Source organism: Acidovorax facilis (genome assembly GCF_050626955.1).
In the GTDB taxonomy this organism is placed as follows: Bacteria; Pseudomonadota; Gammaproteobacteria; order Burkholderiales; family Burkholderiaceae_C; genus Acidovorax; species Acidovorax facilis.
Genome location: NZ_CP192460.1, coordinates 497408 through 515671, shown reverse-complemented (window position 1 = coordinate 515671; position 18264 = coordinate 497408). Strand labels below are relative to the sequence as shown.

Annotated in this window: 15 protein-coding genes; 13 read left to right on the top strand and 2 right to left on the bottom strand. The window is 65.8% G+C overall.

Features of this window, described 5'->3' with window-relative positions; translation table 11 throughout:
• Positions 1–39 precede the first annotated feature (39 nt).
• On the top strand, positions 40–582 hold the full coding sequence (locus tag ACQ4MJ_RS02345; protein ID WP_431150312.1) for an energy transducer TonB: 543 nt from the start codon (positions 40–42) through the stop codon (positions 580–582).
• A gap of 169 nt (positions 583–751) precedes the next feature.
• Here ACQ4MJ_RS02345 and uraH read toward each other — a convergent pair whose 3' ends face one another.
• Complete coding sequence (uraH, locus tag ACQ4MJ_RS02340; RefSeq protein WP_055394878.1) at positions 752–1102, bottom strand: hydroxyisourate hydrolase; 351 nt, start codon at positions 1100–1102, stop codon at positions 752–754.
• Positions 1103–1210: 108 nt separating this feature from the next.
• Between uraH and ACQ4MJ_RS02335 the strand changes: the two genes are divergently transcribed.
• The 4 genes from ACQ4MJ_RS02335 (at position 1211) to ACQ4MJ_RS02320 (ending at position 5960) form a co-directional block, all read left to right on the top strand.
• Positions 1211–1888 carry a GntR family transcriptional regulator gene (locus ACQ4MJ_RS02335; RefSeq protein WP_055394876.1) on the top strand — a complete coding sequence of 226 codons (678 nt, stop codon included), beginning with the start codon at positions 1211–1213 and terminating at the stop codon, positions 1886–1888.
• Between the two features lie 24 nt (positions 1889–1912).
• On the top strand, positions 1913–2863 hold the full coding sequence (gene puuE, locus ACQ4MJ_RS02330; RefSeq protein WP_431150315.1) for an allantoinase PuuE: 951 nt from the start codon (positions 1913–1915) through the stop codon (positions 2861–2863).
• Positions 2864–2940: 77 nt separating this feature from the next.
• Positions 2941–4719, top strand: coding sequence for a 2-oxo-4-hydroxy-4-carboxy-5-ureidoimidazoline decarboxylase (gene uraD / locus ACQ4MJ_RS02325; protein ID WP_431150316.1), 1779 nt, complete (start codon positions 2941–2943; stop codon positions 4717–4719).
• Positions 4716–5960 (top strand): M20 family metallopeptidase, encoded by a 1245-nt coding sequence (locus tag ACQ4MJ_RS02320; RefSeq protein WP_431150318.1) that lies wholly within the window; start codon positions 4716–4718, stop codon positions 5958–5960. The genes uraD and ACQ4MJ_RS02320 overlap by 4 nt, the downstream gene beginning before the upstream one ends.
• Before the next feature lie 39 nt (positions 5961–5999).
• On the opposite strand, the gene ACQ4MJ_RS02315 is transcribed toward ACQ4MJ_RS02320, so the two are convergent.
• Entirely contained in the window at positions 6000–7361 is a 1362-nt protein-coding gene (locus tag ACQ4MJ_RS02315) for a glycerate kinase type-2 family protein (RefSeq protein ID WP_431150320.1), read from the bottom strand.
• Positions 7362–7581: 220 nt separating this feature from the next.
• On the opposite strand from ACQ4MJ_RS02315, the gene ACQ4MJ_RS02310 reads away from it, so the two are divergent.
• From ACQ4MJ_RS02310 to ACQ4MJ_RS02275, 8 genes are all read left to right on the top strand, one after another.
• Positions 7582–8910, top strand: a complete 1329-nt coding sequence (locus ACQ4MJ_RS02310) for a C4-dicarboxylate transporter DctA (RefSeq protein WP_431150321.1) — start codon at positions 7582–7584, stop codon at positions 8908–8910.
• Entirely contained in the window at positions 8907–9611 is a 705-nt protein-coding gene (locus ACQ4MJ_RS02305; RefSeq protein ID WP_121505618.1) for a GntR family transcriptional regulator, read from the top strand. Before ACQ4MJ_RS02310 ends, ACQ4MJ_RS02305 begins: the two co-directional genes overlap by 4 nt.
• Before the next feature lie 200 nt (positions 9612–9811).
• Complete coding sequence (locus ACQ4MJ_RS02300; protein WP_431150324.1) at positions 9812–11299, top strand: nucleobase:cation symporter-2 family protein; 1488 nt, start codon at positions 9812–9814, stop codon at positions 11297–11299.
• A 177-nt stretch (positions 11300–11476) separates the two neighbouring features.
• Positions 11477–13783 (top strand): NADP-dependent malic enzyme, encoded by a 2307-nt coding sequence (locus tag ACQ4MJ_RS02295; protein WP_431150326.1) that lies wholly within the window; start codon positions 11477–11479, stop codon positions 13781–13783.
• Positions 13784–14076: 293 nt separating this feature from the next.
• Entirely contained in the window at positions 14077–15108 is a 1032-nt protein-coding gene (locus ACQ4MJ_RS02290; protein WP_228896500.1) for an ABC transporter substrate-binding protein, read from the top strand.
• Between the two features lie 162 nt (positions 15109–15270).
• Complete coding sequence (locus ACQ4MJ_RS02285) at positions 15271–16095, top strand: ABC transporter ATP-binding protein (protein WP_431150328.1); 825 nt, start codon at positions 15271–15273, stop codon at positions 16093–16095.
• An 18-nt stretch (positions 16096–16113) separates the two neighbouring features.
• Positions 16114–16881: an ABC transporter permease gene (locus ACQ4MJ_RS02280; protein ID WP_055394856.1), complete on the top strand. Its 768-nt coding sequence runs from the start codon at positions 16114–16116 to the stop codon at positions 16879–16881.
• A 269-nt stretch (positions 16882–17150) separates the two neighbouring features.
• Positions 17151–18233, top strand: coding sequence for a patatin-like phospholipase family protein (locus ACQ4MJ_RS02275; protein WP_238385492.1), 1083 nt, complete (start codon positions 17151–17153; stop codon positions 18231–18233).
• Positions 18234–18264: the final 31 nt, after the last annotated feature.

The following is an 18264-nucleotide window of genomic DNA, read 5'->3' as shown; positions in this document are numbered from 1 at the left end:
CCCGCCCCACGGGGCATCGTTCAGTTCACAAAAGCCATCATGCCGCCCACCCCCACCGAGCGCTCCTCCAGCCACCGCAGCCCCTGGCTGCTTGCCGGACTCATGGCCGCCGTTGCATCGCTGGTGGCGGCCTGTAAGTCGGCCCCCGAGCCACCAGCCCCGGCGCAGGACAGCACCATGCCCAGCCCGGACACCGCCAGCGTCAAGGGGCCTGTGCCCGCTGCCGCAGGCTCGGCGCGCGCGTCTGCCGCCAGCACGGCACGCGCCTACCGCGAAGACGCTGCCACCCACCTTTATGGCCTGAACGCACAGCGTGTGTACAAGGGCAAACTGCCGCCCATGCTGTATGCCATCGGCGTGCTGGAGGTGGATATCGACCGCGCCGGCAAGGTCACGCGCCTGCGCTGGATGCGTGCTCCCAAACACGCCCCCGAGGTGGTGGCCGAAATCGAACGCACCGTGCGCGCCGCAGCCCCCTTCCCTGCGCCCACGCGCATGGGCAAGGTCACCTACACCGACACCTGGTTGTGGGACAAAAGCGGGCATTTCCAGCTCGATACGCTCACCGAAGGGCAGCATTAGGTACATCCCCCTGAGCGGCTACGCCGCTTCCCCCTTCTCTCGAAATCGCTCCGCGACTTCGGGAAAGGGGACGATGCCCTCGCTGCGGGGCGGCCCTTGCTTGGCATCCCTGGTCCGGGCAGCGCCAGTAAATACGGCCACGCGATGCCACGCACCGCAGCAGTACGTCTCACGACCCACGGTAGGTCGAATAGCTCCACGGGCTCACCAGCAAGGGCACGTGGTAGTGCTGGTCGGCGTGCGCAATGCCGAAGTCCAGGCTCACCTGGTTCAGAAAATTGGGTTCGGGCAACTCCACACCCCGGGCCTTGAAGTACCCCGCCACATCAAACCGCAGCCGGTAGGTGCCGGTGCGCAGGCTGGCGTTGTCAAACAGCGGGGCATCGGTGCGGCCATCGTGGTTCAGCACCAGGCGCTTGATGAGGGTGGCGTTGTCGCCGTCGGTGGAGTACAGGGCCACCTCCATGCCAGCGGCGGGGCAGCCGTTCATGGTGTCCAGAACGTGGGTGCTCAATCCCATAGGGAATCTCCTGAAGTGGGGACCACGGCCGATCGGCGAGGATTGCCGGACCGCAGTGTGTAGACCAAAAGTGTATACACTTTTCGCCATCCACCGTATCATGCCGCCATGGAATCCTCATCCACCAGCGCCATTGTTGACGCTCTGACCCGCGCCATCGTGGAGCACCGCCTGCAGCCAGGCACCAAATTGGCCGAGCAGAAACTGGCCGACCACTTCGGCGTGTCGCGCACGCTGGTGCGCCAGGCGCTGTTCCAGCTCGCACAGAACCGCCTCGTCACGCTGGAGCCCGCGCGCGGTGCGTTCGTGTCCACCCCTTCGGTGGAAGAAGCGCGCCAGGTGTTCGCCGTGCGCCGCATGCTGGAGACCGAGATGACCCGCGCCTTCGTGCAGAGCGTAACCCCCGCCAAGATCAAGGCGCTGCGCACCCATGTGGCCAGCGAGAAGGCCGCCATGGACACCGCCGACGCCAGCAGCCGCACCGAGTTGCTGGGCGACTTCCATGTGCGCATGGCCGAGCTGATGGGCAACGAGGTGCTGGCGCAGATGCTGGGCGACCTGATCTCGCGCTGCGCCCTGATCACGCTGATGTACCAGTCGGCCAGCGCCGCAGAACACTCGCACGAGGAGCACGCCGACATCGTTACAGCCCTGGCCGCGCGCGACGAAGAACGCGCCGTCGCCCTGATGCAAAGCCACCTCGAACATGTCGAAGCCAGCCTGACCTTTGACCGCAAGCGCCCGGCCAGCGACCTGGCCGCCGCCCTGGCCCCCATCACTGCCTGACCTTCCGACGTTTTCCGCATTCCCATGATCTACGACTCCACCCAAGCCTACCCCCGCGACCTCATCGGCTACGGCAAGACCCCGCCCCACGCGCAGTGGCCGGGCGGTGCGCGCATTGCCGTGCAGTTTGTGCTGAACTACGAGGAAGGCGGCGAAAACGCCGTGCTGCATGGCGATGCAGGCAGCGAGCAGTTCCTCTCCGAAATGTTCAACCCCGCCAGCTACCCCGAGCGGCACATGAGCATGGAGGGCATCTACGAATACGGCTCGCGCGCCGGCGTGTGGCGCATCCTGCGCGAGTTTGAAAAGCGCAACCTGCCGCTCACGGTGTTTGGCGTGTCCACTGCTCTGCAGCGCCACCCCGAGCTCACAGCCGCCTTGGTGGAGCTGGGCCACGAGATCGCCTGCCACGGCCTCAAGTGGATTCACTACCAGCACATCCCTGAAGAGGTGGAACGCGCCCACATGCAAGAGGCCATGGACATCCTCCAGCGCATGACGGGTGAGAGACCCCTGGGCTGGTACACCGGCCGCGACAGCCCCAACACCCGCCGCCTGGTGGCCGACTTTGGCGGCTTTGAATACGACAGCGACTACTACGGCGATGACCTGCCCTTCTGGATGAAGGTGCGCAAAACGGATGGCAGCACGGCACCCCAGCTCATCGTGCCCTACACGCTGGACTGCAACGACATGCGCTTTGCCCTGCCACAGGGTTACTCGCACGCCGACCCGTTCTTTCAGTACATGAAGGACACCTTCGACGCACTGTATGCCGAGGGTGACCCCGACGGTGACAACGCCCCCAAGATGATGAGCATCGGCATGCATTGCCGCCTGTTGGGCCGCCCCGGCCGCATCACGGCGCTGCAACGTTTTCTGGACCACATCGCACAGCATGACAAGGTATGGGTGGCGCGGCGCATCGACATTGCGCGCCACTGGGCGCAGCATCATCCCGCGCCAACCGTGTGAGCCACATTGATGAACCAAATTGGACTCCAGCGCTTATCCGATAAGCGCTAGCAGCTCACTTTTTTGAAGCACCCACCATGCCACTGACCCTGGAACAACTCAACGCCGCCAGCCCCGCCGAGGCCTTGGCGCTGCTGGACGGGCTGTACGAACACTCGCCCTGGATTGCCGAGCAGGCCCTGGCGCAGCGGCCCTTCCGAACGCTGGCGCACCTGAAGCACGCGCTGGCGCAGGTGGTGCGCACTGCCGAGCTGGACGCCCAGCTGGGTCTGATCCGCGCCCACCCCGAGCTGGCGGGCAAAGCCATGGTGGCGAAAAACCTCACGGCCGAATCCACCAACGAGCAAAGCACGGCGGGCCTGACCCAATGCACGCCCGAGGAGTTCGAGCGCATCCAGCAGCTCAATGCGGCCTACAACGAGCGCTTCGGCTTCCCGTTCATCCTGGCCGTGCGCGGGCCGCGCGGCACGGGCCTGCCCAAGCGGGAGATCATCGACACCTTTGCGCGGCGCCTGGACAACCACCCCGAGTTCGAACTGGCCGAGGCCCTGCGCAACATCCACCGCATTGCCGAGATTCGCCTGAACGACAAGTTCGCGGCCGAGCCCGTGCTGGGCAACGACGTGTGGGACTGGCAGGAAAAACTGGCCGAACACTCCGACCCCGGCTTTGCCGAAAAAGGCCAGCTCACCGTCACCTACCTCACCGACGCGCACCGCGCATGCGCACAGCGCATCAGCCACTGGATGCGCGACTGCGGCTTTGACGAGGTGGAGATCGACGCCGTGGGCAACGTGGTGGGCCGCTACCACCCGGCGGGCCCAGGCGCACGCTACCTCATGACCGGCAGCCACTACGACACCGTGCGCAACGGCGGCAAATACGACGGCCGCCTGGGCATCTTCGTGCCCATGGCCTGCGTGCGCGAGCTGCACCGCGCCGGCAAACGTCTGCCTTTCGGCATCGAGGTGGTGGGCTTTGCCGAAGAGGAAGGCCAGCGCTACAAGGCCACTTTCCTGGGCTCGGGCGCTCTCATCGGCGACTTCAACCCCGCTTGGCTCGACCAGAAGGACGTGGATGGTGTGACCATGCGCGCGGCCATGCAGCATGCGGGCTTGTGCATTGACGACATCCCCAAGCTGCAGCGCGACCCTGCGCAGTACCTGGGTTTCATCGAGGTGCACATCGAGCAGGGCCCCGTGCTCAACGAGCTGGACCTGCCCCTGGGCGTGGTCACCTCCATCAACGGCAGTGTGCGTTTTCTGTGCGAGATGATCGGCACCGCCAGCCACGCGGGCACCACCCCCATGGACCGCCGCCGCGACGCGGCCGTGGCCGTGGCCGAGCTGGCGCTGTATGTGGAGCAGCGCGCCGCGCAAGATGGCGACTCGGTGGGCACCATCGGCCAGCTGCAGGTGCCCGCTGGCTCCATCAACGTGGTGCCGGGGCGTTGCCTGTTTTCACTGGATCTGCGCGCCCCCACCGATGCCCAGCGCGATGCGCTGGTGAGCGATGTGAAAGAGCAGCTCGCCCACATCGCGGCCCGGCGTGGCCTGCGCTACACCCTGGAAGAATCCATGCGCGCCGCCGCCGCGCCCAGTGCGCCCGCCTGGCAGCACCAGTGGGAGCGCGCCGTGGACACTCTGGGCGTGCCCGTGTTCCGCATGCCCAGCGGCGCGGGGCACGACGCGATGAAGCTGCACGAAATCATGCCCCAGGCCATGCTCTTTGTGCGCGGCCAGAACTCCGGCATCAGCCACAACCCGCTCGAATCCACCACCAACAACGACATGCAGCTGGCCGTGGACGCCTTCACCCAGGTGCTGCGCCAACTTGCCGAGGAACCACAATCATGACAACGAACAACAACTACGCCGCGCTGGACGCCTGGATCGACCAGCACTTCGACGAGGAAGTGCGCTTTCTGCAGGCCCTGGTGCGCGTGCCCACCGACACACCGCCCGGCAACAACGCACCCCACGCCGAACGCACGGCCGAGCTGCTCAAGGAGTTTGGCTACGAGGCCGAAAAACACGCGGTGCCCGCTTCCGATGTGCTGGCCTACGGCATGGAGTCCATCACCAACCTCATCGTGCGCCGCAAGTACGGTGCGCAGGGCGACGGCGGCAAAACCATTGCCCTGAACGCCCACGGCGACGTGGTGCCCCCCGGCGAAGGCTGGACGCACGACCCCTATGGCGCCGAGATCGTGGATGGCGCCATGTATGGCCGCGCCACTGCCGTGAGCAAGAGCGACTTTGCATCGTTCACCTTCGCCGTGCGCGCACTGGAAGCCGTGGCCAAGCCCACGAAAGGCGCGGTCGAGCTGCACTTCACCTACGACGAAGAATTTGGCGGCGAGCTGGGCCCCGGATGGCTGCTTCAAAAGGGGCTGACGAAGCCCGATCTGATGATTGCCGCAGGCTTCAGCTACGAAGTGGTCACCGCCCACAACGGCTGCCTGCAAATGGAAGTGACCGTACACGGCAAGATGGCCCACGCCGCCGTGCCGCACACCGGCGTGGACGCGCTGCAGGGCGCGGTGCACATCCTGAACGCGCTGTACGCGCAGAACGACGAATACAAGAAGGTCACGTCCAACGTCACGGGCATCAAGCACCCCTACCTGAACGTGGGCCGCATCGAAGGCGGCACCAACACCAATGTCGTGCCCGGCAAGGTGATGTTCAAGCTCGACCGCCGCATGATCCCTGAAGAGAACCCGGTGGAAGTCGAAGCCGCCATCCGCCGCATCATTGAGCAGGCGGCGGGCGAACGCGCTGGCATCAGCGTGGAGATCAAGCGCCTGCTGCTGGCCAACGCCATGACCCCGCTGGCGGGCAATGCACCGCTGGTCGATGCGATCCAGAAACACGCCCAGGCCGTGCTGGGAGAGCCCGTGCCCGCCGTGGGCACGCCGCTGTACACCGACGTGCGCCTGTATGTGGAGCGCGGCATCCCCGGCGTGATCTACGGGGCCGGGCCACGTACGGTACTCGAATCCCACGCCAAGCGCGCCGACGAGCGACTGCAGCTGGAAGACCTGCGCCGTGCAACCACGGTGATTGCGCGGGCGCTGTGCGATCTCCTGGCGTGAACTGTCAGGCAGAACTTGGGGGAAATTAGCCTCTAGCGCTTATCCATCAAGCGCTGGAAGCTGCAAAATTAATAGCGCACGGAAATCGTTTACGTTGGTGTGGGTAGGCCCCGTCACCACCAGATCCCCCAGGGGCTCAAAGAAGCCATAGGCGTCGTTGCGGTCCAGGTGGGCTGCGATGCGCAGGCCCGCCGCCTCGGCCCGCGCCAGCGTGTCGGGCGCCACGCGGGCACCCGCGTTGTCCTCCACGCCGTCGATGCCGTCGGTGTCTGCGGCCAGCGCCCACACACCCGGCTGCCCCTGCAGCGCCTGCGCCAGGCCCAGGCAGAACTCGCCCGCGCGGCCACCCCGCCCCCGGGGTGCGCCTGGCGGCTGTGGGCGTACCGTCACGGTCGTCTCACCGCCAGACAGGATCACGCACGGCCTTGTGAAGGGCTGACCACGCCGCGCCACGGCCCGCGCCAGCGCGGCGTGCACCTTGCCCACCTCGCGCGATTCGCCTTCGATTTCGTCCGACAAGATGTGCGCCTGCACACCCGCCGCCCGCGCGGCCTCGGCCGCAGCTTCCAGCGACTGCTGGGGCGTGGCGGTCATGTGCACCACATGGTGAGCAAACACGGCGTCGCCGGGCTTCGGGGTTTCCAGCGTGCCCGCTTCGAGGGCTGAGCGCACTGCAGAGGGTACCTCGATGCGGTAGCGGTCCAGGATGGACAGCGCATCGGCGCAGGTGGTGGCATCAGGCACCGTGGGGCCGCTGGCAATGACCGAAGGGTCGTCACCCGGCACATCGCTGATCGTGAGCGTCACCACGCGCGCGGGCGCGCAGGCCGCCGCCAGCCGCCCGCCCTTGATGCGCGAGAGGTGCTTGCGCACACAGTTCATTTCGTCGATGGCAGCGCCGCTTTCGAGCAGCGCCTTGTTGATGCGCTGCTTGTCCTCCAGCGTGAGGCCGTCGCCCGGGAGCGTGAGCAGGGCGGAGCCCCCGCCCGAGATGAGGCACAGCACGAGGTCGTTTTCAGTCAGACCCTGCGTCAGCGCCAGGATGCGCTGCGCAGCAGCCAGGCCCGCCGCATCGGGCACGGGGTGGGCGGCCTCAACCACTTCGATGCGCTGCGCCAGGCCTTGCGGCCGGGGCGGTGTGTGGTGGTAACGCGTGACCACCAGCCCCGACAAGGGTGCATCCGCAGGCCACAGTGCTTCGACGGCCTGCGCCATGGCGCCGCCCGCCTTGCCAGCACCCAGCACCAGCGTGCGGCCTCCGCTTTCGCGGCTGGGCGGCGGGGGCAAAAAGGCTGCAGTGTTGTGCAGCGGCAGCGCGCGGCGCACGGCAACACCGTAGAGATATTCGAGGAATTCGCCGCTCTGGCGAATGGGGTTTGGCACGGTGGGGGGGGTGGTCATGAATGGTCGTCTCCGCGAGCGATTGTGCGGGCACGGCCGGGGCATGACCGTGCGCAGAAGTCAAAACTACTTCAACCCAGCCCACGGCGGCATGACGCGGTGGCGACGCGGTTACCACGCGCAGCGCGGGATAACCCCATGTTCTGGCCCGCAACTGTTGTCTACAGTTCTTGTATGCAAGATTGACCAACAGTATCGCCTTCCTATCCAAAGGGTTCACATGCTCCGCTTTCTCAACTCCTTGTTTGGCCGGGTGGTCCTGGCCTTGATTGCTGGCGTGGCCATCGGGCTGCTCTGGCCCGACACGGCCGTGCAGCTCAAGCCGCTGGGCGACGGTTTCATCAAGCTCATCAAGATGCTGATCCCGCTCATCGTCTTTTGTGTGGTGGTTCACGGCATCGCGGGCACGGGCGACCTGAAGCGTGTGGGCCGCGTGGGCATCAAGTCGCTGATCTACTTCGAGGTGGTCACCACCATCGCGCTGGTGCTGGGCCTGGCGCTCGCGTTCTGGTTTGAACCCGGTGTGGGCATGAATGTGGACCCGAAGGCGCTCGACCCCAAGGCGATGGGCGCCTATGCAGACAACGCCACCAAGCTCACGGGTGGCGGCTTCAGCGACTTTTTGCTCAAGCTCATACCCACCACCGCCGTGAGCGCCTTCGCCAATGGCGATGTGCTGCAGGTGCTGCTGTTCTCCATCGTCTTTGGCTGCGCGCTGGCGCTGATGGGCGAGCGCGGCGCGCGCGTCACCAGCCTCATCGAAGACCTGTCGCACGTGCTGTTCAAGACCATGGGCCTGATCATCAAGCTGGCGCCGCTGGGTGTGTTGGGTGCGATTGCGTTCACGGTGGGCAAGTACGGCATTGGCTCGCTCAAGCAGCTGGGCATGCTGGTGGTGCTGTTCTATGCGGCAGTGGCCATCTTCGTGGTGGTGGTGCTGGGCCTGATCATGCGGTTTTCGGGCTTCAGCCTGTTCAAGCTGCTGCGCTACCTGCGCGAGGAGCTGGCCGTGGTGTTCGCCACCACGTCGTCCGACAGCGTGCTGCCGCAGATCATGGCCAAGCTCAAGCACATGGGCATCCGCGACTCGACCGTGGGCCTGGTGATCCCCACGGGCTACTCGTTCAACCTGGACGCGTTCTCGATCTACATCACGCTGGCGGCCGTGTTCATCGCCCAGGCCACGAACACGCCCATCTCGATGGCCGACCTGCTGACCATCCTGGCGATCTCGCTGGTCACGTCCAAGGGCGCTCACGGTGTGCCGGGCTCGGCCATTGTGGTACTGGCCGCCACGCTGCACGCAATCCCGGCCATCCCCGCCATCGGGCTGGTGCTGGTGCTGTCGGTGGACTGGTTCATGGGCATTGCCCGCGCCCTGGGCAACCTGATTGGCAACTGCGTCGCTACCGTGGCCATCGCGGCCTGGGAGGGCGACATCGACCGCGAGCGCGCACATGCCGTGCTGGACGGCCGCAGCACGCCGCCGCTGGCCCCCGAGGTCTCGCCAGAGATGGCGGCCCCGGTAGCGCCACAATCGGCCGCATGAGCATCAACCAGACCCAGATCGCCCAGCAGGTGGTGGAATCCATCCTTGCGCAAAAACTCTCACCCGGCGAGCGCCTGGGCGAGCAGGAACTGGCCGACCTCTTCGGTGTGAGCCGTACTCTGGTGCGCGAGGCGCTCATGCAGCTGCAGGCCCGTGGTTTTGTCGAAGTGCGGCCACGCCGGGGCTGGTATGTGGTGGAGCCCACGGTGGAGGACGCTCGCGATGCGTTCTCGGCCCGGCGCATCATTGAGTCGGGCATCCTGGCCGATGCGGGCCGCCCGCTGCAGAGCGTGACCCGCCGCCTGCGGGCGCACATCGCCGAGGAACAGCAGGCCATCGAAGGTGCAGATGCCGCCACACGCGCCTTTCTGCTCGCAGACTTCCACGTCTGCCTGGCCGAGGCGATGGGACACCGCAGCCTGAGCGACATCCTGCGCGACCTCACGGCGCGCACCACTTTGGCGGCCTCGCTGTACCAGTCGCAGCACGCGGCCAGCCAGTCGTGCGCCGAACACGCCTCCATCGTCGAAGCGCTGGAAGCAGGCAACACCACGCTGGCCCGAGAACGCATGCTGGCCCACATCGGGCATGTGGAAGGCGCCCTCAACCCCGGCCAGCCGCTGGTGCGGGACCGGCTGCGTGAATCCCTCGCACCGCTGACCAGCCAACGCACCAAGGCGGCATCGACAGCCCTGAGCTAGCCCAAGCCGGTCGCGCCCCGGCCACAAACCTTCCCATCGCCTGCATCCACTGCAGGCGGGTATTTTGCTGCGCCCCTCTAAGGGTTTACCGGGATAAGCGCGTCCTGTCATTTTGTATACGATTTTTGTATGGACACTTGTGCACCATCCGGCTCAGGTGTCCCTTCCGTATTCATACCCCCAACCCCCGAAAGACTCGCATGAACCCGCCTGTACACCCCGTGGACGAACACCTACCTTTGGGGCGACTCATGGCGCTAGGCTTGCAGCATGTGCTGGTGATGTATGCGGGCGCTGTAGCGGTGCCGCTCATCGTGGGCCGCGCCCTCAACCTCACGCCCGATCAGGTTGCCAAGCTGATTTCGGCCGACCTGTTTGTATGCGGGCTGGTCACGCTGATCCAGGCGCTGGGCGCCTCGCGCTGGTTCGGCATTCAGCTGCCCGTGATGATGGGGGTGACCTTCGCATCGGTGGCGCCCATGGTCTCGATGGCGCAGACCACGGGCGGCACGGCCGGGGCCGGGCTGATCTTTGGCTCGGTGATTGGCGCGGGCGTGCTTTCCATCCTGATCGCTCCGCTGGTCAGCCGCATGCTCCGGTTCTTCCCGCCGGTGGTCACGGGCACCATCATCGCGGTGATCGGCATCAGCCTGATGCGCGTGGGCATCAACTGGATCTTTGGCAACCCCGTGGGCCCCACGGCGCCCAGCGTGCCCAACCCCGAGCACCTCAAGTGGCTGGCCGATGCCCAAGCCGCTGCCGGAGCCCCTGGCTCTTCGCTGCCGCCGGTGCCCAAGGGCTTTGCAGTGGTGCCCACGGTGCCCAACCCCAAGTACGCGGACCTGACCGGCGTGGGCATCTCGGCCCTGGTGCTGCTGTCCATCCTGCTGATTGCCAAGTTCGCCAAGGGCTTCATTGCCAACATCTCGGTGCTGCTGGGCATCGTGATCGGCGCGGTGGTGGCCGTGGGCATGGGACTGATGAACTTCGACAAGGTGGCCAAGGCACAGTGGTTTGACCTGGTGCTGCCGTTTGAGATTGCCAGCCCCGTCTTCGACCCCATCCTGATCCTGACCATGACCCTGGTGATGATCGTGGTCATGATCGAATCCACCGGCATGTTCCTGGCCCTGGGGGAGATGACCGACCGCAAGGTGGACCAGGCGGCCCTCACGCGCGGACTGCGCACAGATGGCCTGGGCACGCTGCTGGGTGGCATCTTCAACACCTTTCCGTACACCAGCTTCTCGCAGAACGTGGGGCTGGTCGCCGTCACCGGCGTCAAGAGCCGCTTTGTGTGCGTGGCGGGCGGCGTGATCCTGATCGTGCTGGGCGTGCTGCCCAAGATGGCCGCGCTGGTCGAGTCACTGCCCACCATGGTGCTAGGCGGCGCGGGCCTGGTGATGTTCGGCATGGTGGCGGCCACAGGCATCCGCATTCTGGGCGGGGTGGACTTCAAGACCAACCGCTTCAACGCCATGATCGTGGCCGTATCCATCGGCGTGGGCATGGTGCCGCTGATCGCGCCCAACTTCCGCCAGTGGATGCCGCATGCCATCCACCCGCTGATCGAATCCGGTATCCTCCTGGCCTCGATCACGGCGGTGGCCCTGAACGTTTTCTTCAATGGCGCCAGCCGCGACACCTCCGCCGCTGTCAACGCCGCACGCCAGGCCGACGCCCACTAGCGTCCCGCTTGCACGCTGCCGAAAACCTGACACCGCCCGCGTGGCTCCGCCCCCTGTCCGCCATGGCTGCCAGGGGGTTTTGGCTTCATGCTGCATACGCATAAACCTGCATGCCAGCCGCCCACGCCATCGGGTACCCTTGTTTTGCATTCCGCCGAGGACTTCCAGGATTTCCGTATGACACAGAACATTTCCGCCGCCGAACAGGCCCTGCGCGACGCTGCGCGCGAATACCACCGCAATCCCACCCGGGGCAAGATTTCGGTCACCCCCACCAAGCCGCTGTCCAACCAGCGCGACCTGTCGCTGGCCTACTCGCCAGGCGTGGCCTATCCGTGCCTGGACATCGCGGCCGACCCCTCCAAGGCGTTTGACTTCACCTCGCGCGGCAACCTGGTAGCCGTGATCACCAACGGCACGGCGGTGCTGGGCCTGGGCGACATCGGCCCACTGGCCAGCAAGCCGGTGATGGAAGGCAAGGGCTGCCTGTTCAAGAAGTTTGCCGGTGTCGATGTGTTCGACATCGAACTGGCCGAGCGCGACCCCGACAAGCTCATCGAGATCATCGCGGCGCTGGAACCCACGCTGGGCGGCATCAACCTCGAAGACATCAAGGCGCCCGAGTGCTTTTACATCGAGCGCGAACTCAGCAAGCGCATGAACATCCCGGTGTTCCATGACGACCAGCACGGCACGGCCATCATCAGCAGCGCCGCGCTGCTCAACGGCCTGGAGCTGGTGGGCAAGCAGATCGGCGAGGTGAAGATTGCCGTTTCTGGCGCGGGCGCGGCCGCCATTGCCTGCCTGAATGTGATGGTGGGCCTGGGCGTGAAGATCGAGAACGTCTTCGTGTGCGACTCCAAGGGCGTGATCTACGAAGGCCGCCCCGGGGGCTACGATGAGTCGAAGGCGCGATACGCGCAAAAGACCGATGCCCGCACGCTGGCCGATGCCGTCAACGGCGCCGACGTGTTCCTGGGCTGCTCGGCCCCGGGCGTGCTCACGGCCGAGATGGTCAAGACCATGGGCCCCAAGCCCATCATCCTGGCACTGGCCAACCCCGAGCCCGAGATCCGCCCCGAACTGGCCAAGGCCGTGCGCCCCGACTGCATCATTGCCACGGGCCGCTCGGACTATCCGAACCAGGTCAACAACGTCCTGTGCTTCCCGTACATCTTCCGCGGCGCGCTGGACTGCGGCGCGACCAAGATCACCGAGGCGATGAAGCTGGCCTGCGTGCGCCAGATCGCCGACCTGGCCAAGGCCGACATCAGCGAAGAAGTGGCCAGCGCCTATGCGGGCAAAGAGCTGACCTTTGGCCCCGACTACCTCATCCCTACACCGTTCGACTCGCGCCTGATCCTCAAGATCGCGCCCGCCGTGGCCAAGGCCGCAGCCGAATCGGGCGTGGCCACGCGCCCCATCGAAGACATGGAGGCCTACAAGGAAACGCTGTCGCGCTTCGTCTACCAGACCGGCATGCTGATGCGCCCCGTGATCATGGCTGCCAAGGCCCTGCCCGACGCGCAAAAGCGCGTGGCCTACGCCGACGGTGAAGACGAACGCGCCCTGCGTGCCGCGCAGATGGCCATCGACGACAAGATCGCGCAACCCATCCTCATCGGTCGCCCTGCCGTGATTGCTGCGCGCATCGCCAAGGCCGGTCTGCGCATGCAGCTGGGCAAGGATGTGGAGGTGTGCAACCCCGAGGACGACCCACGCTTTCGCCAGTACTGGGAGCACTACCAGCAGCTCATGAAGCGCAACGGCGCCTCGCCCGAAGTGGCCAAGGCCGCCGTGCGCCGCTCCAACACCATCATTGCCTCGCTGATGGTCAAGCTGGGCGATGCCGACGCGATGATCTGCGGCCTGGTGGGGACGTATGAAACGCACCTGGAACGCATCCACAGCATCATCGGCCGCCAGGAAGGTGCCCACAACTACGCTGCCCTGAACGCGCTGATGACCAACCGGGGCACGCTGTTCATTGCCGACACCTATGTGAACGAAGACCCCACGGCACAGCAGCTGGCGGACATCGCCTGGATGTCGGTGCAGGAGGTGCAACGCTTTGGCATCCCACCCAAGGTCGCCTTCCTCTCGCACTCCAGCTATGGCTCGTCCAAGCGCGCATCAGCCCGCAAGATGCGCGAGGCGCGCGACCTGTTCGTGGCCGCCCACCCCGAGATCGAGTGTGATGGCGAGTTGCACGGCGATGCCGCGCTGGAGCCGAACATCCGCAACGCCTACATGGCGGATTCGACCCTGACGGACTCGGCCAACCTGCTGATCTGCCCCAACCTGGATGCCGCCAACATCCTCTACAACGTGCTCAAGACGACCACCAGCGGTGGCGTCACGGTGGGCCCCATCCTGATGGGTGCCGCTGCCACGGCCTACATCCTGACCCCGGCCGCCACCGTGCGCCGCGTGCTCAACATGACGGCCCTGGCCGTGGCCAGCGCTGCCGCCCGGCCACGCTGAGCGCGCTGTGCCGTGCTGACCGTGCGCAGTCCATGATCAGGCCTGCCCACACACCGTTGCAACGGGGCCCACGGGCCCCGTTTTTCATGGGCAAGCCAACCCCTCAACCGGCGCATGCACCATTTCGGGAAACCCAGCATGCTGACGTGCACCACTTCGGTGAACAATGGGGCGCAGCGAAACACCCGCGTACACAAACCGGGCATCGTTTTTGCTGACTGCAGGTGTATGGCCCCTGGATGGGGCCCATGCCTTCCCTCACCGCATTTCCCCTCGCCCGACAGGAGCCCCCGATGAAAAAGAGACTGTTCATGCAAACCGCTGCCGCCCTGGCCCTGATCGGCAGCACCTCACTGGCCCAGGCGCAGGCCACCACGCCCATCAAGTTCCAGCTCGACTGGCGCTTTGAAGGCCCCGCCGCGCTGTTCCTGCAGCCCGTGGCCAAGGGTTACTTCAAGGCCGCAGGCCTGGATGTGGCCGTGGATGCTGGCAACGGCTCGGGTGGTGCAGTGCAGCGCGTGGCCTCGGGCACGTACGACATGGGCTTTGCCGACCTGGCCGCCGTGATGGAGTTCCACGCCAACAACCCCGACGCACAGAACAAGCCCGTGGCGGTGATGATGGTCTACAACAACACGCCCGCATCGGTCATGGCGCTGAAAAAGAGCGGCATCACCAAGCCCGCCGACCTGGCCGGCAAGAAGCTGGGCGCCCCCGTGTTCGACGCAGGCCGCCGCGCGTTCCCCATCTTCCAGAAGGCCAACGGCATTGGCGCTGTGACCTGGACGGCCATGGACCCGCCCCTGCGCGAAACCATGCTGGTGCGCGGCGATGTGGACGCCATCACCGGCTTCACCTTCACCTCGCTCCTGAACCTGGAAGCCCGTGGCGCCAAGGCCGCCGACGTGGTGGTGCTGCCCTATGCCGATTTCGGCGTTAAGCTCTATGGCAACGTGATCATCGCGTCTCCAAAGCTCATCAAGGAGAACCCGGCCGCCATCAAGGCGTTCCTGTCGGCCTTCACAAAGGGTGCCAAGGAAGTGATCGCCAACCCCGCAGCCGCCATCGAGCATGTGAAGGCACGCGACGGCATCGTGAACGTGCCGCTCGAAACCCGCCGCCTGCAACTGGCCATCGACACTGTCATCAACAGCCCCGACGCCCGCGCCGAAGGTTTTGGCCAAGCCAAGCCCGGCCGCCTGTCGCTGATGGCATCGCAGGTGTCGGACGCGTTCAACACCAAGACCCGCGTGAACGCCGACGATGTGTGGAACCCCAGCTTTCTGCCCAGCACGGCGGAGTTGAACATCCTGCCGAAGAAGTGACACCCCCTGAGTCGCTTCGCGCCTTCCCCCTCTCTCGACTCGCTGCGCGAGTCGGGAGGGGGACGCCCCCGGTGCGGCGGGGCGGCCCTTGCACGGGGGCGCTGGCCTGGGCCGCGCCCAGCCCAACCTCGGTGCACAAACACTACTCACTACGGACCTCTGATGCAGGCTGCCGATTCCTATTTTGTCGACTTCCGCGACGTCTGGCTCGCCTACAACGACGAGCTGCGCGCCAAGAACCAGTTTGCGGTGGAGGCCATCGACCTGCAGGTACGCCAGGGCGAATTCATCGCCATCGTGGGCCCCTCGGGCTGTGGCAAGTCCACCTTCATGAAGCTGGCCACCGGTCTGAAGATGCCCTCCATGGGCAAGATCCTCATCGATGGCCAACCCGTGACCGGGCCGCTCAAGGTCTCGGGCATGGCCTTCCAGGCGCCTTCGCTGCTGCCGTGGCGCACCACGGTGGACAACGTGCTGCTGCCACTCGAAATCGTCGAGCCCTACCGCAGCAACTTCAAGCAGAAACGTAAGGAATACGAAGAACGCGCCCGCAAGCTGCTGCAGAAGGTGGGGCTGGCGGGCTATGAGGACAAGTTCCCCTGGCAGCTGTCGGGCGGCATGCAGCAGCGCGCCAGCATCTGCCGCGCGCTGATCCACGAGCCCAAGATGCTGCTGCTGGACGAGCCGTTTGGGGCGCTGGATGCCTTCACGCGCGAGGAGCTGTGGTGCATCCTGCGCGACCTGTGGACCGAGCAGAAATTCAACGTGATCCTGGTCACGCACGACCTGCGCGAATCGGTCTTCCTGGCCGACACGGTGTATGTGATGAGCAAGAGCCCGGGCCGGTTTGTGGTGCGCAAGGAGATCGAGCTGCCCCGCCCGCGCGACCTGGAGGTGACCTACACCAAGGAATTCACCGACATCGTGCATGAACTGCGCGGCCACATCGGCGCCCTGCGCAAGGCCGGCGCGCCCATCCAGCAGTAACCCGAAGACCTTCCCACCATGCACAAGAAAACCGTAGAGCGCTGGTCCCCCTGGCTGCTGCTGACCGCCACCATTCTGCTGTGGCAAATCATCTGTTCGGCCTTCAGCGTCCCCGAATTTCTCTTCCCCAGCCCCTGGGTCATTGCCACGCAGCTGGTCGAGTTCAGCGGCGTGATCGCCGCCCACGCTTGGCGCACCTACTGGGTCACGATGGCGGGCTTTGGCATTGCCATCGTGGTCGGCGTGCTGCTGGGTTTTGTGATCGGCAGTTCTCGCCTGGCCTATGCCGCCGTATACCCGCTGATGACCGCCTTCAACGCACTGCCCAAGGCGGCCTTTGTGCCCATCCTTGTGGTGTGGTTCGGCATTGGCGTGGGGCCTGCCATCCTCACGGCGTTTCTCATCAGCTTCTTCCCCATCATGGTCAACATCGCCACCGGCCTGGCCACCCTGGAGCCCGAGCTGGAAGACGTGCTGCGCGTGCTCGGCGCCAAGCGGTGGGACGTGCTGACCAAGGTGGGCCTGCCGCGATCCATGCCGTACTTCTACGGCTCGCTCAAGGTCGCCATCACGCTCGCGTTTGTGGGCACCACGGTGTCGGAGATGACCGCCGCCAACGAAGGCATCGGCTACCTGCTCATCAGCGCGGGCTCGTCCATGCAGATGGGCCTGGCCTTTGCGGGCCTGATGGTGGTGGGTGCGATGGCCATGGTGATGTACGAGCTGTTCAGCTGGATCGAAAAGCGCACCACAGGGTGGGCACACCGGGGTTCGCAAGGCGAGTAGGTAGGGTACATCCCCCTGAGTCGCCTTCGGCGCCTTCCCCGTTCTCTCGAATCGCTGACGCGATTCGAGAGAACGGGGACACCGCCAGCGCGGCGGGGCGGACCTTGCGCGGCGGTTCTCGACCAGGCCGCGCCGGTTTCGACGATTGCGCTCCTTGCCAGTGCAAAGGATGCGCCGGCACTTCCTCTTCAGAAGCAATGGGCCGTATTTCCCGCGCTGCCAACACGCCGCCGATATACTGCCCGCCCGTTGACCGCAGGACTCCCGGCATGCGCCTGACCGCCCTTTTCCACCCCATCGCGGCGTTTGCAGCGCCCCCCGCCATCCGGATCGCCATCGTCACGGCGGCGACCCTCTGTCTGGCGGCATGCGGCAGCACGGGCACCGCCCCCGCGCGCCCTGGCGATTCCACCAGCGCGCCGCTGGCGACATCTACCCCCGCACCCATCCGCATCGGGATCGCCCTGGGCGGCGGCGCGGCCAAGGGTTTTGCACACATCGGCGTGATCAAGATGCTGGAGGCCAATGGCTTTGCGCCCGCTGTGGTCTCTGGCACCAGTGCGGGCAGCGTGGTGGGTGCGCTGTATGCCAGCGGCATGAATGCGTTCGAGATGCAGGAAAAAGCTGTGGCGCTGGACGAAGCCAAGATCCGCGACCTGCAGCTCTCGTCCGGCGGCCTGGTGCTGGGCCAGAAGCTCGAAGACTATGTGAACGAGCAGGTGCGCCGCAAGCCGCTGGAGCAGATGGTCAAACCGTTTGTGGTGGTGGCAACGCGCCTCGAAGATGGCGAGCGCACAGTGTTTGCGCGCGGCAACACAGGCCAGGCGGTGCGTGCATCGAGCAGCGTGCCCGGCGTGTTCCAGCCCGTCACCATCGGCAAATACCATTTTGTGGACGGCGGCATCGTGAGCCCCGTGCCGGTGGACGCCGCGCGCCAGCTGGGTGCGGACATCGTGATCGCGGTGGATATCTCCAACAAGGCCCGGGGCCAGACGCCGGGCAACATGCTGGGCGCGCTCAACCAGTCCATTGCCATCATGGGCCAGAAGCTGGGCCAGGCCGAGCTGGCGCGGGCCGACGTGATCATCCGCCCGCAGGTGCTGGACATCGGCGCCGCCGACTTCAGCCAGCGCGCCAACGCCATCGTGGAAGGCGAGAAGGCCGCTCTGGCCGTGATGCCGCAAATCCGCGAGCGTGTGGCCCAGCTCCAGGCCGAGCGCAGCAAGGCGGCGGTGCAGGCCCAGCAGAAGGCGACCGAGGTGCAGCACCAGGCCTGCCTGGACAACCGCAGCCGGCTGCAGAAGCTGGCGGGCCTGGCCAAACTGGACGACTCCTGCCCGGCGCCCAAGTAGCGCGGCAAACAAACGATTCCGGCGCAGTGCC